The sequence below is a fragment of the Streptomyces sp. NRRL WC-3605 genome (assembly GCF_001509795.1).
Lineage (GTDB): Bacteria > Actinomycetota > Actinomycetes > Streptomycetales > Streptomycetaceae > Streptomyces > Streptomyces viridochromogenes.
Genome location: NZ_LLZN01000049.1, coordinates 1 through 13,843 on the forward strand (window position 1 = coordinate 1; position 13,843 = coordinate 13,843).

The following is a 13,843-nucleotide window of genomic DNA, read 5'->3' on the forward strand; positions in this document are numbered from 1 at the left end:
CGAGAAGATCGTCGTCACGGCCAGCCCGGACGCGGCCGGGGCCGGGTCCTCCACCGTGACGCCGAAGTCGGTGGCGATGCCCGCCAGGCCGTTCGCGTAGCCCTGGCCGACCGCGCGGGCCTTCCACTGCCCGTTGCGCAGGTAGATCTCCATGACCACCAGCGCGGTCTCGTCGCCGAGCTGCGGGGGAGTGAAGGTGGCGAGGACGGCCTGGTCGTCGGCGCCGCGGAGGGTGGCTGTGGGCTCGATGCCCCGGAAGGTCTGCCCGGCCGCGTCCGGGCTGGCCGTGACGACGATCTTCTCGATGCCGGGGGGTACGGCCGAGGTGTCGACCGTGATCGAGTCCGGGGAGGTGCCGCCGCCGGAGCGGTAGGTCACGCCCGGGCCGGCCGGCTGGTTGTAGAAGATGAAGTCGTCGTCGGAGCGCACCTTGCCGTCGGCGGTGAGCAGCAGGCCCGATACGTCGAGCCGCACCGGGGCGGCGACGTCCACCGTCACGCGCGCGGTGGGAAGAGGGATGTTCGAGCCGGGGGTCATAGCTGTCATGCCGGGTCAACGAGCGAGGTCGTTTTACCGTTCCCTTACCCAGGGCCAAAACGATGGACGCCGGAGACTTTTCTCGCCCCCGCCGCCCCTGCCCGTCCCATCCCCGAGGGCCGCCGCCCCCGGACCCCCGCTTCGCCCCTGGACGGGCCTCGTCCTCACACGCCGGACGGGCTGAACCGGTCAGCCCCGGTTCCGGGGGTGGGCTCGCGCGGTGCGCTCGTTGCCGCGGCGGTAGTTGCCGGTCCAGCGGGCCATGACGAGCTGCGGGTCGGTGGTGGCGACCTCGCCGAGGAAGCGGGCGGCCCGGTCGCCCCGCAGGACGGTGGCGCCGCGGCCGTGGTGGGTGATGTGGACGGTCCCGTCGGGGTGGGCCTCGTACGCGAAGCCGTTCGGTCTGACCATGCCGGGGATGGTACGGGCGCGGGGCGCGGGCTCCTAAGGGTTTTCCCCTGGGCGCCCGGCCCCTTACCCGTCCCCGTCCTGGGGCCGCTGCCGCCCCCGGACCCCCGCTTCGGCCCTGGACGGGCCTCGTCCTCAAACGCCGGACGGGCTGAAATCAGCCCCTCCGGCGTTGGAGGAGCGGGGTCTGGGGCGGAGCCCCAGGAGGATGGGACGTAGGGGCGGCGGGGGCGAGAACCGCTACGGCACCACCACGATCTTGCGGCCCACGCCCGAGGCGAACTGGTCCAGGGCCTGGGGGTACTGGTCCAGGGGGAGGCGGTCGCTGATGAAGACGTCCGGGTCGAGGACGCCGTTGGCGAAGAGTTCCGCCGCGCGTTCGTAGCTGTGCAGGACGGCCATGGACCCCGTGATGGTGATCTCCTGGTTGTAGATCCGGTACGGGTCGATCTCCACCCGGGTCGCGTAGTCGGCGACCCCGAACTGCAGGAACGTGCCGGCCTTGGCGACCCGGCCGAGGCCGTCCTGGATGGCCGCAGCGTTGCCCGTCGCGTCGATCACCAGGTCCCAGCCCTGCGGGCGGTCCAGCTCGTCGGGGGTGGCCGCGGAGGCCGAGACGCCGAGACGGCGGGCGGTATCCAGGCGCGTCGGGTTGAGGTCCACCATGTCGACGCTCGCCGCGCCGGTCCGCTTGGCCAGCTCCAGCATCATCAGGCCCATCGTCCCGGAGCCGTAGATCAGGACGTGGGCGCCGAGGCGGGACTGGAGGACGTCGTAGCCGCGTACCGCGCAGGACAGCGGCTCGATGAGGGCCGCGTCCTGCGTGCGCACGTGCTCGGGCAGCCTGACGCAGTTCGCCACCGGCGCGACCGCGAACTGCGCGGCCCCGCCCGCCGTGGTGACGCCGATCGCCGCCCACCGTTCGCACAGGTTGTTGTGGCCGGTACGGCAGTAGCGGCACTCATGGCAGTACAGGGAGGGGTCGACGGCGACCCGGTCGCCCACGGACAGCTCGGTGACACCGGTGCCGACCCCGACGACCTCGCCCGCGAACTCGTGCCCGGGCACGATCGGCAGCTTCGGCGCGAACTCGCCCTGGAGGATGTGCAGATCGGTGCCGCACAGGCCGCACGCGGCGACCTCGACGACGACCTCGCGCGGGCCGGGCGTCGGGTCGGGGACCTCGGCGACGACGGCCTTGCCCACGGACTCGATGACGGCGGCCTTCATTTCACGGCTCCCAACGACAGGCCCTGGACCAGCTTGTCCTGGGCGGCGAACCCCGCGGCGAGCACCGGCAGGGAGATGACGAGCGACGCGGCGCACACCTTGGCCAGGAACAGGCCCTGGCTGGTGATGAAGCCGGTCAGGAAGACGGGCGCGGTCTCGGCGACGACGCCGGTCAGCACCCGGGCGAACAGCAGTTCGTTCCAGCTGAAGATGAAGCAGATCAGAGCCGTCGCGGCGATGCCCGGGAGGGCGATCGGGGCCACCACGCGGGTCAGGATCGTCGGCAGCCGTGCCCCGTCCACCCGGGCCGCCTCGATCACCGCGACGGGGATCTCGGCGAGGAAGGACTGCATCATCCACACCGCGATCGGCAGGTTCATGGAGGTGTAGAGGACGACCAGCAGCCAGATGTTGTCGAGCATGCCGGTGTTCTTCGCGAACAGGTACAGCGGCAGCAGGCCCGCCACGGCCGGCAGCATCTTCGTCGACAGGAAGAAGAACAAGACGTCCGTCCACTTCCGCACCGGGCGGATCGACAGGGCGTAGGCCGCCGGGAGGGCGAGGACCAGGACGAACAGGGTCGACGCGATCGACGCCACCGCCGAGTTGATCAGTGAGGGCCAGGGGCTGGCGCCGCCGCCCGCGCCGAAGAACTCCCGGTAGCCGTCCAGGGTCAGGGACGCGGCGAAGGACGGAGGGTTGGTCGCCGCGTCCTGCTCGGAGTGGAAGGACGTCAGCGCCATCCAGGCGATGGGCAGGAAGAACGCGATCCCGAGCAGCCAGGCCACCAGGCCGAGGCCCGTTCCCTTGCGGCGGCTGCGAAGTCGTACGGCCACGGCGCTCATGCGCGTGACACCTCCTCGCGGAACAGGGACGACACCACGCGCAGCGCGAAGGTGGCGATGATGATCGAGCCGATGACCACCAGGACGCCGGCGGCCGAGGCGAGGCCGTTCTCATGGGCCTGGTAGAAGCTCTGGTAGACGGTGTAGGGGAGGTTGGCGGTGCCGAGGCCGCCGGACGTGATCGTGAAGACCGCGTCGAAGTTCTGCACGATGTAGATCGAGCCGAGCAGGGCGCCGAGTTCGAGGTAGCGGCGCAGATGCGGCAGCGTGAGGTGGCGGAAGATCTGCCAGTCGCTCGCGCCGTCGACGCGGGCCGCCTCGATCTGCTCGTGATCGCGGCTCTGCAGGCCGGCCAGCAGGATCAGCATCATGAACGGTGTCCACTGCCACACCAGGGATGCCTCCACCGCGAGCAGCGGGGTGTTGGATATCCAGTCCGGCTGTGGGCCGCCCACATAGTGCAACAGCCCATTGAACAGGCCGTACTCAGGGTTGTAGAGCACGTGCTTCCAGAGCAGCGCCGCGGCGACGGGCACCACCAGGAATGGCGCGATCAGCAGGGTGCGGACCACACCGCGCCCCTTGAACCTGCGGTCGAGCAGCAGGGCGAGCACGAGGCCGAGGACGAGGCTGGCCAGCACCACCGCGACGGTGAGGAGCACGGTCGTCCACACCGAGTGGCGCAGGTCGGCGTCGGTGAGGACCTCCCGGTAGTTCTCCAGGCCGGCGAAGTGCCGGGCGTCCGGGTAGAGGGAGTTCCAGTCGAAGAACGAGATGACCAGCGTCGCCACGAACGGCAGCTGGGTCACCACGATCATGAAGATCAGCGCGGGCAGCAACGGGGCCCGGGTCGCCCAGTTGCGGAGCCGGGCGGAGGGCGGACGGGTGGTGCGTACGGATGGCGTGGCCACGGGGGCCGTGGTGGTCGCTGTCATCGCCCCTCGTACTCCTCGGAGATCTTCTCGGCGAGCTGCTGGGACTTCCTCAGGGCCGACTCGACGGACTGGCGTCCGGCGATGGCCGCGCTGATCTCCTGGGAGACCTTGGTGCCGAGGTCGGTGAACTCGGGGATGCCGACGAACTGGATGCCGGGCGCGGGCCGCGGCTGCACCCCGGGATCCTTCGGCCGGGCGCCCTCGATGGACTCCTTCGTCATCTCCTGGAAGGCCGCCGCCTCCGCGCGGTAGTCCGGGTTGGCGTAGGTGGAGGCGCGCTTGCCGGCCGGGATGTTGGACCAGCCGAACTCGTCTCCGACGAGCTGCTCGTAGCGCTTGCCCGACGCCCAGGAGACGAACTTCCAGGCCTTGTCGGGGTTGCGGGAGGCGTCCTGGATGCCCCACGCCCAGGTGTAGAGCCAGCCGGCTGAATCGGTCTTCTCGACGGGCGCCGGGGCGTAGCCGACCTTGCCCTTGACCGGGGACTTCGCCGCCTCCAGGGAACCGGCCGCCGAGGTGGCGTCGTACCACATGGCGACCTTGCCCTGGGTCATGTTGTTCAGGCACTCGGCGAAGCCGGACTGGGCGGCGCCGGACTCGCCGTGCTCACGGACCAGGTCGACATAGAACCTCGTCGCCTTCTTCCACTCGGGGGAGTCCAGCCGCGCCTTCCAGTCCTTGTCGAACCAGGTGCCGCCGAAGGTGTTCACGACGGTCGTGAGCGGGGCCATCACCTCGCCCCAGCCGGGGAGTCCGCGCAGGCAGATGCCCTTCATGCCGGGCTCGGCGCCGTCCGTCCTCTCCGCGAACTCGGCCACCTGCCGCCAGGTGGGGTGCGCGGGCATGGTCAGGCCGGCCTTCTCGAAGACGTCCTTGCGGTACATCAGGAAGGACGACTCGCCGTAGAAGGGCTGGCCGTAGAGCTTGCCGTCGTCGCCGGTGAGGGACTCGCGCATGGGCTTGAGGACGTCCTGCTCGTCGTAGCCGGGGTCCTCGGCGACGTAGGAGTCCATCTCCTTCAGCCAGCCGTTGCGGGCGTAGATGGGTATCTCGTAGTTGGAGAGCGTGGCGACGTCGTACTGGCCGGCCTGGTTGGCGAAGTCCTGGCTGATCTTGTCGCGGACGTCGTTCTCGGGGAGCACGGTGAAGTTGACCTTGATGCCGGTCTCCTGGGTGAAGCGCGGCGCGAGCTTCTGCAGCTCGGTCATCTGGGGGTTGTTGACCATCAGGACGTTGATGGCGTCGCCCCCGGAGCCGGCCCCGCCCGCTCCGGTCCAGCAGCCGGAGAGCAGCGGGGCGAGCAGCGTCCCTGCGGCGGCCGCGGCGAGCGTGGCTCGCGGTGGCCGTCGTCGGCTCTGGGTTCGCATGGATCGCTCCTGGACGTATTGGGTTTATGGGGAGGTAAGGGGCGGCCGGTGGTGTGGCGGTGCCCCTCGGGGAGGTGGGTGGTGCGTCAGACGCGGATGACCTGCGGCCCCATGAGCGCGTAGCGGTGGGCCTCGGTGGACGGGAGCAGCGTGCTCGTGACGATCGTCTCCAGTGCGCCGATGTCGGCGAACCGGCAGAAGCTGACCGCCCCGAACTTGGTGTGCACGCCCGCGAACACCGTGCGGCGGGCGGCGCGGATGGCCTGTGCCTTGACCTCGCTGACCGCCGGGTCGGGCGTGGTGAGGCCGTGTTCGCGGGAGATGCCGTTGGCGCCGATGTACGCCAGGTCGATGACGAAGCCGGCCAGCATCTTGGTGGTCCAGTGGTCGACCGTGGCCAGGGTGCCGGACCGGACCCGCCCGCCGAGCAGGAGCACGGAGACGTGCTCGGCCCCGGCGAGGGCGCCCGCGACCGGCAGGGACGCGGTGACCACGGTGAGCGGCCGGTCGGTGGGCAGGGCCTCGGCGATGAGCTGCGGGGTGAAGCCCTCGTCGACGAAGACCGTCTCGGCGTCCCCGGCCAGCTCGGCCGCGGCGGCCGCGATCCGGCGCTTCTCGGGGACATGGCTGGTGGCGCGGAAGGCGAGCGTCGTCTCGAAGCCGGCGCTCTCCACGGGGTAGGCGCCGCCATGGGTGCGCCGGAGCAGGCCGTGGTCCTCCAGGACCCGCAGGTCCCGTCGCACGGTCTCCTTGGCCACGCCCAGCTCGGCGGCGAGCGCGGTGACGTCCACGGAGCCGTCGCGCCGTGCGGCCAGCACGATCTCGCGCTGGCGGTCCTCGGCCGTTCTCGTACTCATGCCGCCCCTTGCCCTTCGCCGCTGATGGTCCGGCCCGTTCGCCTCCGGAGGAGTCCGGCCGGTGCCCGTTCGGGCCCGGTGGCGTCCCTGGGGGAAAGTTCTACAGCGGGTGTGCGGGCCTGACCAGCTCTGTTGCGCGCCCGATGCTGCCCGCATGTGCCCGTTCGCGGTGCGGTGTGCCCGTCTCGGACCTGCGGGGTTGTGCGCGGCGGCGGGCGGGCCCGTTCGGTGCCCGCCCGCCGCTTTCCGGTCACGTTTTCCGGTCAGTACGGCCAGATCGGGGGGTCGCTGACGAAGTGGCCGCCCAGGTAGGCGTGCGCGATGTTCTCCGGGTCGAGCTCGCCCTGCTCGGCGATCAGCTTCCCGGCGTACGGCTCGGAGTCGTCCCGCGGCTCGTAGCCGAGGGCGCGGGCGCTCGTGAGGTCCCACCACAGGCGGGTGTTGGCGGAGGAGCCGTGGACGACGGTGTGCCCGACGTCCGGCGCGGTCAGGGCCGCGTGGAAGAGCCGCGCCCCGTCGGCGGGGCTCATCCAGACCGACAGCATGCGCACGCTGGTGGGCTCGGGGAAGCAGGAGCCGATGCGCACGGACACCGTCTCCAGGCCGTGCTTGTCCCAGTAGAGCTGGGCCAGGTCCTCGCCGAAGCACTTGGACAGGCCGTAGAAGGTGTCCGGGCGGCGCGGGGTGTCGACGGGGATCAGGGGGTCGTCGCCCTGGGGGCGGGGGGTGAAGCCGACGGCGTGGTTGGAGGAGGCGAAGACGATCCGTCCGACGCCCTCCTCGCGAGCGGCCTCGTAGAGGTGGTAGGTGCCCTCGATGTTGGCCCGGAGGATCTTCTCGAACGAGGCCTCCAGGGAGATCCCCGCGAGGTGGATGATCGCGTCGACGCCCCGCACGGCCTCGCGCAGCGCCTCCCGGTCGGCGAGGTCGGCGACGATCGCGTCCGGCTCGTCCTCGATGGGCCGCATGTCGAGCAGCCGCAGTTCGTAGCCGTACGACGGGAGCAGGCCGCGCATCAGGGTGCCGAGTCCGCCGGCGGCGCCGGTGAGCAGAACGGTGCGGGGTGCGGGCATCCTCGGGCTCCTAGGCTCGGCGCTGCACGGTCGGGGCTCGGGCAGGGATCGCGGCGAGCGATCACCCGACCGCATGCTTGGACCGCATTCACATGCGTGGACACGCTAAGGAGCGGTCGCCGACCGCGTCAAGTCTCCCGCGAAGGGGGCCGATTCGCCGCCGGTCGGGCCGTATGCGCGCTTGACCGGCCTCGATGGCGCTCCTTAGGCTGACGTCGTTCAAGAATATGGACGTGGATCAGAAACGTGACGCTGATCAGAAACGTGAGCGCCTGTTCTAGGGAGAGCCCGTGACGCCAGCCCCTCTCGCCGCACGCCTGAGCCTTCCCGGCGGGCCGCTGTTCTTCCCCGTCACGGCCTACGGCCCCGACGGATCGGTCGACCTCGACACCTACCGCACCCACGTCCGGCGCGGTGTCGACGCCGGCGCGGCGGCCGTCTTCGCCTGCTGCGGGACCGGGGAGTTCCACGCCCTCACGCCCGAGGAGTTCCAGGCGTGCGTCCGGGCCGCCGTCGAGGCCGCCGAGGGGCGGGTGCCGGTCGTCGCGGGGACCGGCTACGGCACCGCTCTCGCCGTCCGCCACGCGGCGCTCGCCGAGGACGCGGGCGCCGACGGCCTGCTCGCGATGCCGCCGTACCTCGTGGTCGCCGGACAGGAGGGGCTGCTGCGCCACTACCGCACGCTGGCCGCCGCGACCGCGCTCCCCGTCATCGTGTACCAGCGGGACAACGCCGTCTTCACCCCGGACACGGTCGTCGAACTGGCCCGCACGGACGGGATCATCGGCCTCAAGGACGGCCTCGGCGACCTCGACCTCATGCAGCGGATCGTCAGCGCCGTCCGCTCCGAGGCGCCCGGCGACTTCCTCTACTTCAACGGCCTGCCGACCGCCGAGCAGACCCAGCTCGCCTACCGTGCCCTCGGCGTCACCCTCTACTCCTCCGCCGTGTTCTGCTTCGCCCCCGAGATCGCCCTCGCCTTCTACCAGGCCCTGCACGACGGAGACGAGGACATGGTGGGCCGGCTCCTGGACGGCTTCTACCGCCCGTTCGTCGAACTGCGCGCCCAGGGAGCGGGGTACGCCGTCGCCCTCGTCAAGGCCGGTGTACGGCTGCGCGGCCTGGACGTGGGGGAGGTGCGGCCCCCGCTGCACGAGCCGGGCGAGGACCACGTCAAACAGCTCGCGCAGCTGATCGAACGCGGCCACACCCTGCTGGACCCGGAGGAGGCCCGGTGAAGGCGTCGGCGTTCGTCTACCCCTGGGACATCGGCGGGGACCCGGAGGCCGCCGGGCGGATCGCGGGGCTCGGCGTGCGGCAGGCGACCCTCGCCTCGGCCTACCACTCCACCCGCGCCCTCACCCCCCGCCACCCCCGCCACCGCGTCGTGACCGCGGACCACGCGGCCGTGCTCTACCCGGCCGGCGCCCGCTGGGAGGGCCGTGAGCTGCGCCCGTACCCGGCGGGCGACTGGGCGCCCGGCGACGCCTTCGGCGAGGCCGCCGCCGCGCTCACGGAAGCCGGTCTGGAGGTGCACACCTGGGTGGTGCTCGCGCACAACTCCCGGCTGGGCACCGAGCATCCGGCCACCTCGGTCGTCAACGCCTACGGCGACCGCTACCCGTGGGCCCCGTGCATCGCGCAGCCCGCCACACGCGCGTACCTCGTCGATCTCGCCGCCGAGGCCGCCGTACGGCCGGGCGCGCGCGGCACCGAACTGGAGTCCCTCGGCTGGTACGGGCTCCAGCACCTGCACGCCCACGACAAGACGGCCGGAGTGGCGCTCGGGGACGCCGGGCAGTACCTGATGTCCCTCTGCTTCTGCCCGGACTGCGCGCGGGGCTACGCGGCACAGGGCGTCGACGCGGACGCGCTGGCCGCCGCCGTGCGCGCCGCCCTCGAGCCGCTCTGGCGCGGCACGGCCGCCGACGAGGGCTGGGCCGGCGTGGAGAAGCTGCTCGGCGAGGAGTACGCGACGGCCACGCGCGCGTGGCGCGACACGACCGCGCGCACCCTCCAGGAGGCCGCGGTCGCGGCGGTCCGCCGGGCCGCCCCCGCCGGGTTCCAGGTGCTGCTGCACGCCGACCCGGTCACGTACCACTGCGGCGCCAACGCCGGCGTCGACCCCGCGCACATCCTCTCCGTCGCGGACGGCGTCGTGGTGCCCTGCGCGGGCGGCCCCCACCTGCTCGCCCCGTTCGCGGAGCAGGGCCGCGCGGACGCGGTCCTCGCCGCGAACCTCCAGGTGGTCGCCGGCATGGGCGGCAGCCCCGGCACGCTCGCCGAGGACGCGGCCCGCGCGCGGGACCGGGGCGCCACCGAACTGCGGCTCTATCACGCCGGGTTGGCGTCGGACGACGACCTGTCGGCGGTGCGGGAGGGGCTCGCCGCGCTCTGACGCAGGAGTGCCGCGCTCGCCGCCCGGACCACGCCGAGGCGGCACCACGACGGCGGCGAGGTGGAGGCGGGCGTCGGCATGCCGCAGGACTGTGCGGCTGAGGCGGGGGCGCGGGCATCGGCAACCGCCTTGGAGCGTGCCCCGGGTCAGTCCTTGTCGTCCTCCGCGGCTCCGTCCGGCTTCGTATGGAGGACCTCGCGGGCCTGCTCGGCGGCGCGGACGAGGCTCTCGGCCACGTACTGCAGGAACCGGCCGACGTTCTCCAGCCGGACGGCCGCCGGGGTGCCGGGACCGAGCACGTCCACCCCCTCGAGGGCCAGCTGCACCTGCTCCTCCAGGGACCGGGCGCTGGCGATCATCGACTGGTACCAGAGGTCGTCGTCGATGACGTACCGCTCGCGCCGGCGTTCGTCGCGCTCCCGGCGCACCAGGGACTGGCTCTCCAGGAAGGTGATCGACTTCGAGACGGTCGCCGGGCTGATCCGCAGGCGCCCGGCCAGCTCGGCCGCCGTCATGCCGCCGGTGTCGCTGGTGAGGAGGCAGACCATCACCCGGGACATCGACTTGGCCAGGCCCGACGCGATCATCACGGTCGTGAACCGCTCCTCGTAGTCGGCGACGGCGTCCGCGTCGCGCCCGTACGGCAGCGGTTCGGACACCGGGCCCGGCGACGCGGCCGGCCGGCGCCGGTGCGCCCGGCGCTCCGCCGCGCGGTGGGCGAGGTCCGCGCGGTACTCGGTGGGGCCGCCGTTGCGCATGACCTCACGGGTGATCGTCGAGGTCGGGCGGTCGAGACTCCTCGCGATCTCCGCGTAGGCCAGCCCGTCCGCCAGCCCCAGGGCGATCCGCTGACGTTCCTGCTGGGTGAGCCTGCCTCCCGGCATCGCGTCCTCCTGGTTCGTGTGTGCAGGACGCCAGCGTAGCGTTCGGGCCATCTCATTGCAACGCCCGTCCCTCTTTCCGTTGCATTGCGGTCAGGTTCGTTGCAACGAAATCGGTCTCCTGAGCTGCGATTACTGGATTGGCATGCAACAAGTATGTTGCCCACTCCGTGAATGCAACGTAGCGTTTCGAGCGTTGGAAACGACAGAACACACCCCGAGGAGAACACCGTGCACACCTTCCACGCCCCCGCCCCGATCGCCCTCGTCCTCGACGTCCCGGCCGGCCGCCTCCAGCTCATCGCCGGTGACCGTGACGACGTCACCGTCGAGGTGCGGCCCGCCGACGCGGCCCGCGACCGTGACGTCCGGGCCGCCGAGCGGATCGACGTCGGCTGCGCCGACGGCGTCCTCAAGGTCACCGCCGCCCCGCTGACCGGCGCCCGCGCCCTGCGCGACCCCGGCTCGGTCGAGGTGACGGTCCAGCTCCCCGCCGGCTCCCGCGTCGACGCCAAGGCCGCCCTCGCCGAACTCCGCGGCGTCGGACGCCTCGGCGACCTCGCCTTCGAGGGCGCCCAGGCCACCGTCAAGGTCGACGAGGCCGAGAGCGCCCGCCTCAGCCTCCAGGCCGGCGACATCACGGTCGGCCGGCTGCGCGGCGCCGCCGAGATCAGCACCCAGAAGGGCGACATCGACGTCACCGAGGCCGTCGGCGGCCGGGTCACCCTGCGCACCGGGCACGGGGCCGTCACCGTCGGCGCGGCCCGCGACGTCTCCGCCTCGCTCGACGCCGGCACCGGCTTCGGCCGCGTCCACAACAGCCTGCGGAACGCCGACGGCTCCGGCGCCGCCCTCCAGATCCACGCCACCACCGGCTACGGCGACATCACCGCCCGCAGCCTCTGACATCCGCACCCGGACCACACAGGGGGAACCCGCTCATGACCGACGCGGCCATCACCGCACACGACCTGCGCAAGTCCTACGGCGACACGACCGTCCTCGACGGCATCGACCTGACCGTCCCCCGGGGAACGATCTTCTCCCTGCTCGGACCCAACGGCGCCGGGAAGACCACCGTCGTCAAGATCCTGTCCACCCTCATCCAGCCCGGCCCCGGCAGCGGCCCGATCCGGGTCGGCGGCCACGACCTCGCCGCCGACCCCCAGGCCGTGCGCGCCGCCATCGGCGTCACCGGGCAGTTCTCCGCCGTCGACGGCCTGATCACCGGCGAGGAGAACATGCTGCTCATGGCCGACCTGCACCACCTCCCCAAGCGGGAGGGACGCCGGGTCGCCGCCGGCCTGCTGGAGCGCTTCGACCTCACCGAGGCCGCCAGGAAGCCCGCGTCCACCTACTCGGGCGGCATGAAGCGACGCCTGGACATCGCCATGACGCTGGTCGGCGACCCGAGGATCATCTTCCTCGACGAGCCGACCACCGGCCTCGACCCGCGCTCCCGGCACTCCATGTGGCAGATCATCCGCGCACTGGTCGCCGACGGCGTCACCGTCTTCCTCACCACCCAGTACCTGGAGGAGGCCGACGAACTCGCCGACCGCATCGCCGTGCTGAACGACGGCACGATCGCGGCCGAGGGGACCGCCGAGGAACTGAAGCGGCTGGTCCCCGGCGGCCACGTCAGGCTCCGCTTCACCGACCCGGCCGCCTACCGGCGTGCCTCCGCCGCGCTGGGCGAGGTCCACCGGGACGACGACGCCCTCGCGCTGCAGATCCCGAGCGGCGGCAGCCAGCGCGAACTGCACGCGCTCCTCGGCCGGCTCGACGCCCTCGGCGTCGAGGCCGACGAGCTGACCGTGCACACCCCCGACCTCGACGACGTCTTCTTCGCCCTGACCGGCGACGCCGTCATCCCCGGACAAGCCAAGGAGACCGCCCGATGAGCACCCTCTCCCTCGCCGTACGCGACTCCTCGACCATGCTGCGCCGCAATCTGCTGCACGCCCGGCGCTATCCGTCCCTCACGCTGAACCTGCTGCTCACGCCGGTCATGCTGTTGCTGCTCTTCGTCTACGTCTTCGGCGACACGATGAGCGCCGGCATCGGCGGCGGCGGCGCCGACCGGTCCGCGTACGTCGCGTACATCGTCCCCGGCATCCTGCTCATGACCATCGGCAGCACCACGGTCGGCACCGCGGTCTCCGTCTCCAACGACATGACCGAGGGGATCATCGCCCGCTTCCGCACCATGGCGATCCACCGCGGCTCCGTGATCGTCGGGCATGTCGTCGGCAGTGTCATCCAGTCCGTGGCCAGTGTGGTCGTCGTCGGCGCGGTGGGCCTGGCCATCGGCTTCCGCTCCACCGACGCCACCGTGCTGGAGTGGGTCGCCGCGTTCGGGCTGCTCGTGCTCTTCGCCACCGCGCTCACCTGGATCGCGGTCGGCATGGGCCTGGTCAGCCCGAACGCCGAGGCCGCGAGCAACAACGCGCTGCCGCTCATCCTGCTGCCCCTGCTGTCCAGCGCGTTCGTGCCGCTCGACGCGATGCCGGGCTGGTTCCGGCCGATCGCCGAGTACCAGCCGTTCACCCCGGCCATCGAGACCCTGCGGGGGTTGCTCCTGGGCACCGGGATCGGTCACCACGGGTGGCTGGCCCTGGCCTGGTGCCTGGGCCTCGCGGTCCTCGGGCACCGCTGGTCGGCGGCCCGGTTCGACGCCGAGCCGAAGTGACCCTGGCGGGAACCCGTCGGAAGCTGTCGATCACCCCTCTGGGACCGGCCGGGAGCCGGTCCTAGCGTGGTGAGCCGTCCAACCGGTCCACGGGAAAAGGCACTTACGAAATGCAGTACGTCGCGCCGATCGGCGTCGGTCTCGTCTACGTCCTCCTGATGTCCCTCATCCGTGAGCCGCACCGGCGCCGCTTCAACGCCGTCATGGTGGCCGGCGCGGGCGCCGCCTACCTGAGCGGCGGCGGGCTGGGCGGCTGGGAGTTCGCGTTCACGGCGGTGGCCACCTGGGTCGCGTACCGGGGACTGGACTCCTGGACCTTCGTGGGTGTCGCCTGGCTGCTCCACACCGCGTGGGACGCCGTCCACCACCTCAAGGGCAACCCGATCATCCCCTTCGCCCACACCTCCTCGCTGGGCTGCGCGATCTGCGACCCGGTGATCGCCCTGTGGTGCTTCGCGGGCGGCAGGACCCCGCGCGAGCTCTGGGCGGGGCTGCGGGGAACGCGGGAGCGGGCCGAGGACCCGGCGGGCGCGGCCGCCCTCACGACGCGCCGACCCCGCCGGGCGGGCACCGATGAGTTCCCCCCGGCGCCGGCGCACCGATGAGTTCCGCCCCCGCCG

Annotated in this window: 15 protein-coding genes; 6 read left to right on the top strand and 9 right to left on the bottom strand. The window is 72.1% G+C overall.

All coding sequences use genetic code 11. From position 1 onward, the window contains the following. The 8 genes from ADL34_RS13145 to ADL34_RS13180 form a co-directional block, all read right to left on the bottom strand. The coding region (locus ADL34_RS13145) for a TerD family protein (RefSeq protein ID WP_199835567.1) at positions 1-537 on the bottom strand (537 nt) is incomplete at its 3' end. 189 nt (positions 538-726) lie between these two features. Then, positions 727-948: a hypothetical protein gene (locus ADL34_RS13150; RefSeq protein ID WP_062671199.1), complete on the bottom strand. Its 222-nt coding sequence runs from the start codon at positions 946-948 to the stop codon at positions 727-729. Between the two features lie 237 nt (positions 949-1,185). Continuing rightward, on the bottom strand, positions 1,186-2,175 hold the full coding sequence (locus tag ADL34_RS13155; protein WP_062671201.1) for a zinc-dependent alcohol dehydrogenase family protein: 990 nt from the start codon (positions 2,173-2,175) through the stop codon (positions 1,186-1,188). Next, positions 2,172-3,020 (bottom strand): carbohydrate ABC transporter permease, encoded by an 849-nt coding sequence (locus tag ADL34_RS13160; protein ID WP_062671203.1) that lies wholly within the window; start codon positions 3,018-3,020, stop codon positions 2,172-2,174. Before ADL34_RS13160 ends, ADL34_RS13155 begins: the two co-directional genes overlap by 4 nt. After that, complete coding sequence (locus ADL34_RS13165) at positions 3,017-3,955, bottom strand: carbohydrate ABC transporter permease (RefSeq protein ID WP_062671205.1); 939 nt, start codon at positions 3,953-3,955, stop codon at positions 3,017-3,019. The genes ADL34_RS13160 and ADL34_RS13165 overlap by 4 nt, the downstream gene beginning before the upstream one ends. Beyond that, positions 3,952-5,322 carry an ABC transporter substrate-binding protein gene (locus ADL34_RS13170; RefSeq protein WP_062671207.1) on the bottom strand — a complete coding sequence of 457 codons (1,371 nt, stop codon included), beginning with the start codon at positions 5,320-5,322 and terminating at the stop codon, positions 3,952-3,954. The genes ADL34_RS13165 and ADL34_RS13170 overlap by 4 nt, the downstream gene beginning before the upstream one ends. 86 nt (positions 5,323-5,408) lie before the next feature. After that, the gene (locus tag ADL34_RS13175) at positions 5,409-6,179 is read right to left on the bottom strand and encodes a DeoR/GlpR family DNA-binding transcription regulator (RefSeq protein WP_062671209.1); all 771 of its coding nucleotides are present in this window, start codon (positions 6,177-6,179) and stop codon (positions 5,409-5,411) included. Positions 6,180-6,442: 263 nt separating this feature from the next. Continuing rightward, positions 6,443-7,252, bottom strand: coding sequence for an NAD-dependent epimerase/dehydratase family protein (locus ADL34_RS13180; protein ID WP_062671211.1), 810 nt, complete (start codon positions 7,250-7,252; stop codon positions 6,443-6,445). 290 nt (positions 7,253-7,542) lie between these two features. Between ADL34_RS13180 and ADL34_RS13185 the strand changes: the two genes are divergently transcribed. Both ADL34_RS13185 and ADL34_RS13190 read left to right on the top strand, forming a co-directional pair. Then, complete coding sequence (locus tag ADL34_RS13185) at positions 7,543-8,490, top strand: 5-dehydro-4-deoxyglucarate dehydratase (RefSeq protein WP_062671213.1); 948 nt, start codon at positions 7,543-7,545, stop codon at positions 8,488-8,490. Then, positions 8,487-9,650 carry a hypothetical protein gene (locus ADL34_RS13190; RefSeq protein ID WP_062671215.1) on the top strand — a complete coding sequence of 388 codons (1,164 nt, stop codon included), beginning with the start codon at positions 8,487-8,489 and terminating at the stop codon, positions 9,648-9,650. Before ADL34_RS13185 ends, ADL34_RS13190 begins: the two co-directional genes overlap by 4 nt. Before the next feature lie 146 nt (positions 9,651-9,796). Here ADL34_RS13190 and ADL34_RS13195 read toward each other — a convergent pair whose 3' ends face one another. After that, entirely contained in the window at positions 9,797-10,534 is a 738-nt protein-coding gene (locus ADL34_RS13195; protein WP_062671217.1) for a helix-turn-helix domain-containing protein, read from the bottom strand. Positions 10,535-10,762: 228 nt separating this feature from the next. On the opposite strand from ADL34_RS13195, the gene ADL34_RS13200 reads away from it, so the two are divergent. From ADL34_RS13200 to ADL34_RS13215, 4 genes are all read left to right on the top strand, one after another. Beyond that, positions 10,763-11,437 carry a DUF4097 family beta strand repeat-containing protein gene (locus tag ADL34_RS13200; RefSeq protein ID WP_062671219.1) on the top strand — a complete coding sequence of 225 codons (675 nt, stop codon included), beginning with the start codon at positions 10,763-10,765 and terminating at the stop codon, positions 11,435-11,437. 35 nt (positions 11,438-11,472) lie between these two features. Beyond that, positions 11,473-12,435, top strand: coding sequence for an ATP-binding cassette domain-containing protein (locus ADL34_RS13205; RefSeq protein WP_062671221.1), 963 nt, complete (start codon positions 11,473-11,475; stop codon positions 12,433-12,435). After that, entirely contained in the window at positions 12,432-13,223 is a 792-nt protein-coding gene (locus ADL34_RS13210; RefSeq protein WP_062671222.1) for an ABC transporter permease, read from the top strand. The genes ADL34_RS13205 and ADL34_RS13210 overlap by 4 nt, the downstream gene beginning before the upstream one ends. 110 nt (positions 13,224-13,333) lie before the next feature. Continuing rightward, positions 13,334-13,828 (top strand): DUF6010 family protein, encoded by a 495-nt coding sequence (locus tag ADL34_RS13215; RefSeq protein ID WP_234375006.1) that lies wholly within the window; start codon positions 13,334-13,336, stop codon positions 13,826-13,828. The last annotated feature ends 15 nt before the right edge of the window (positions 13,829-13,843 follow it).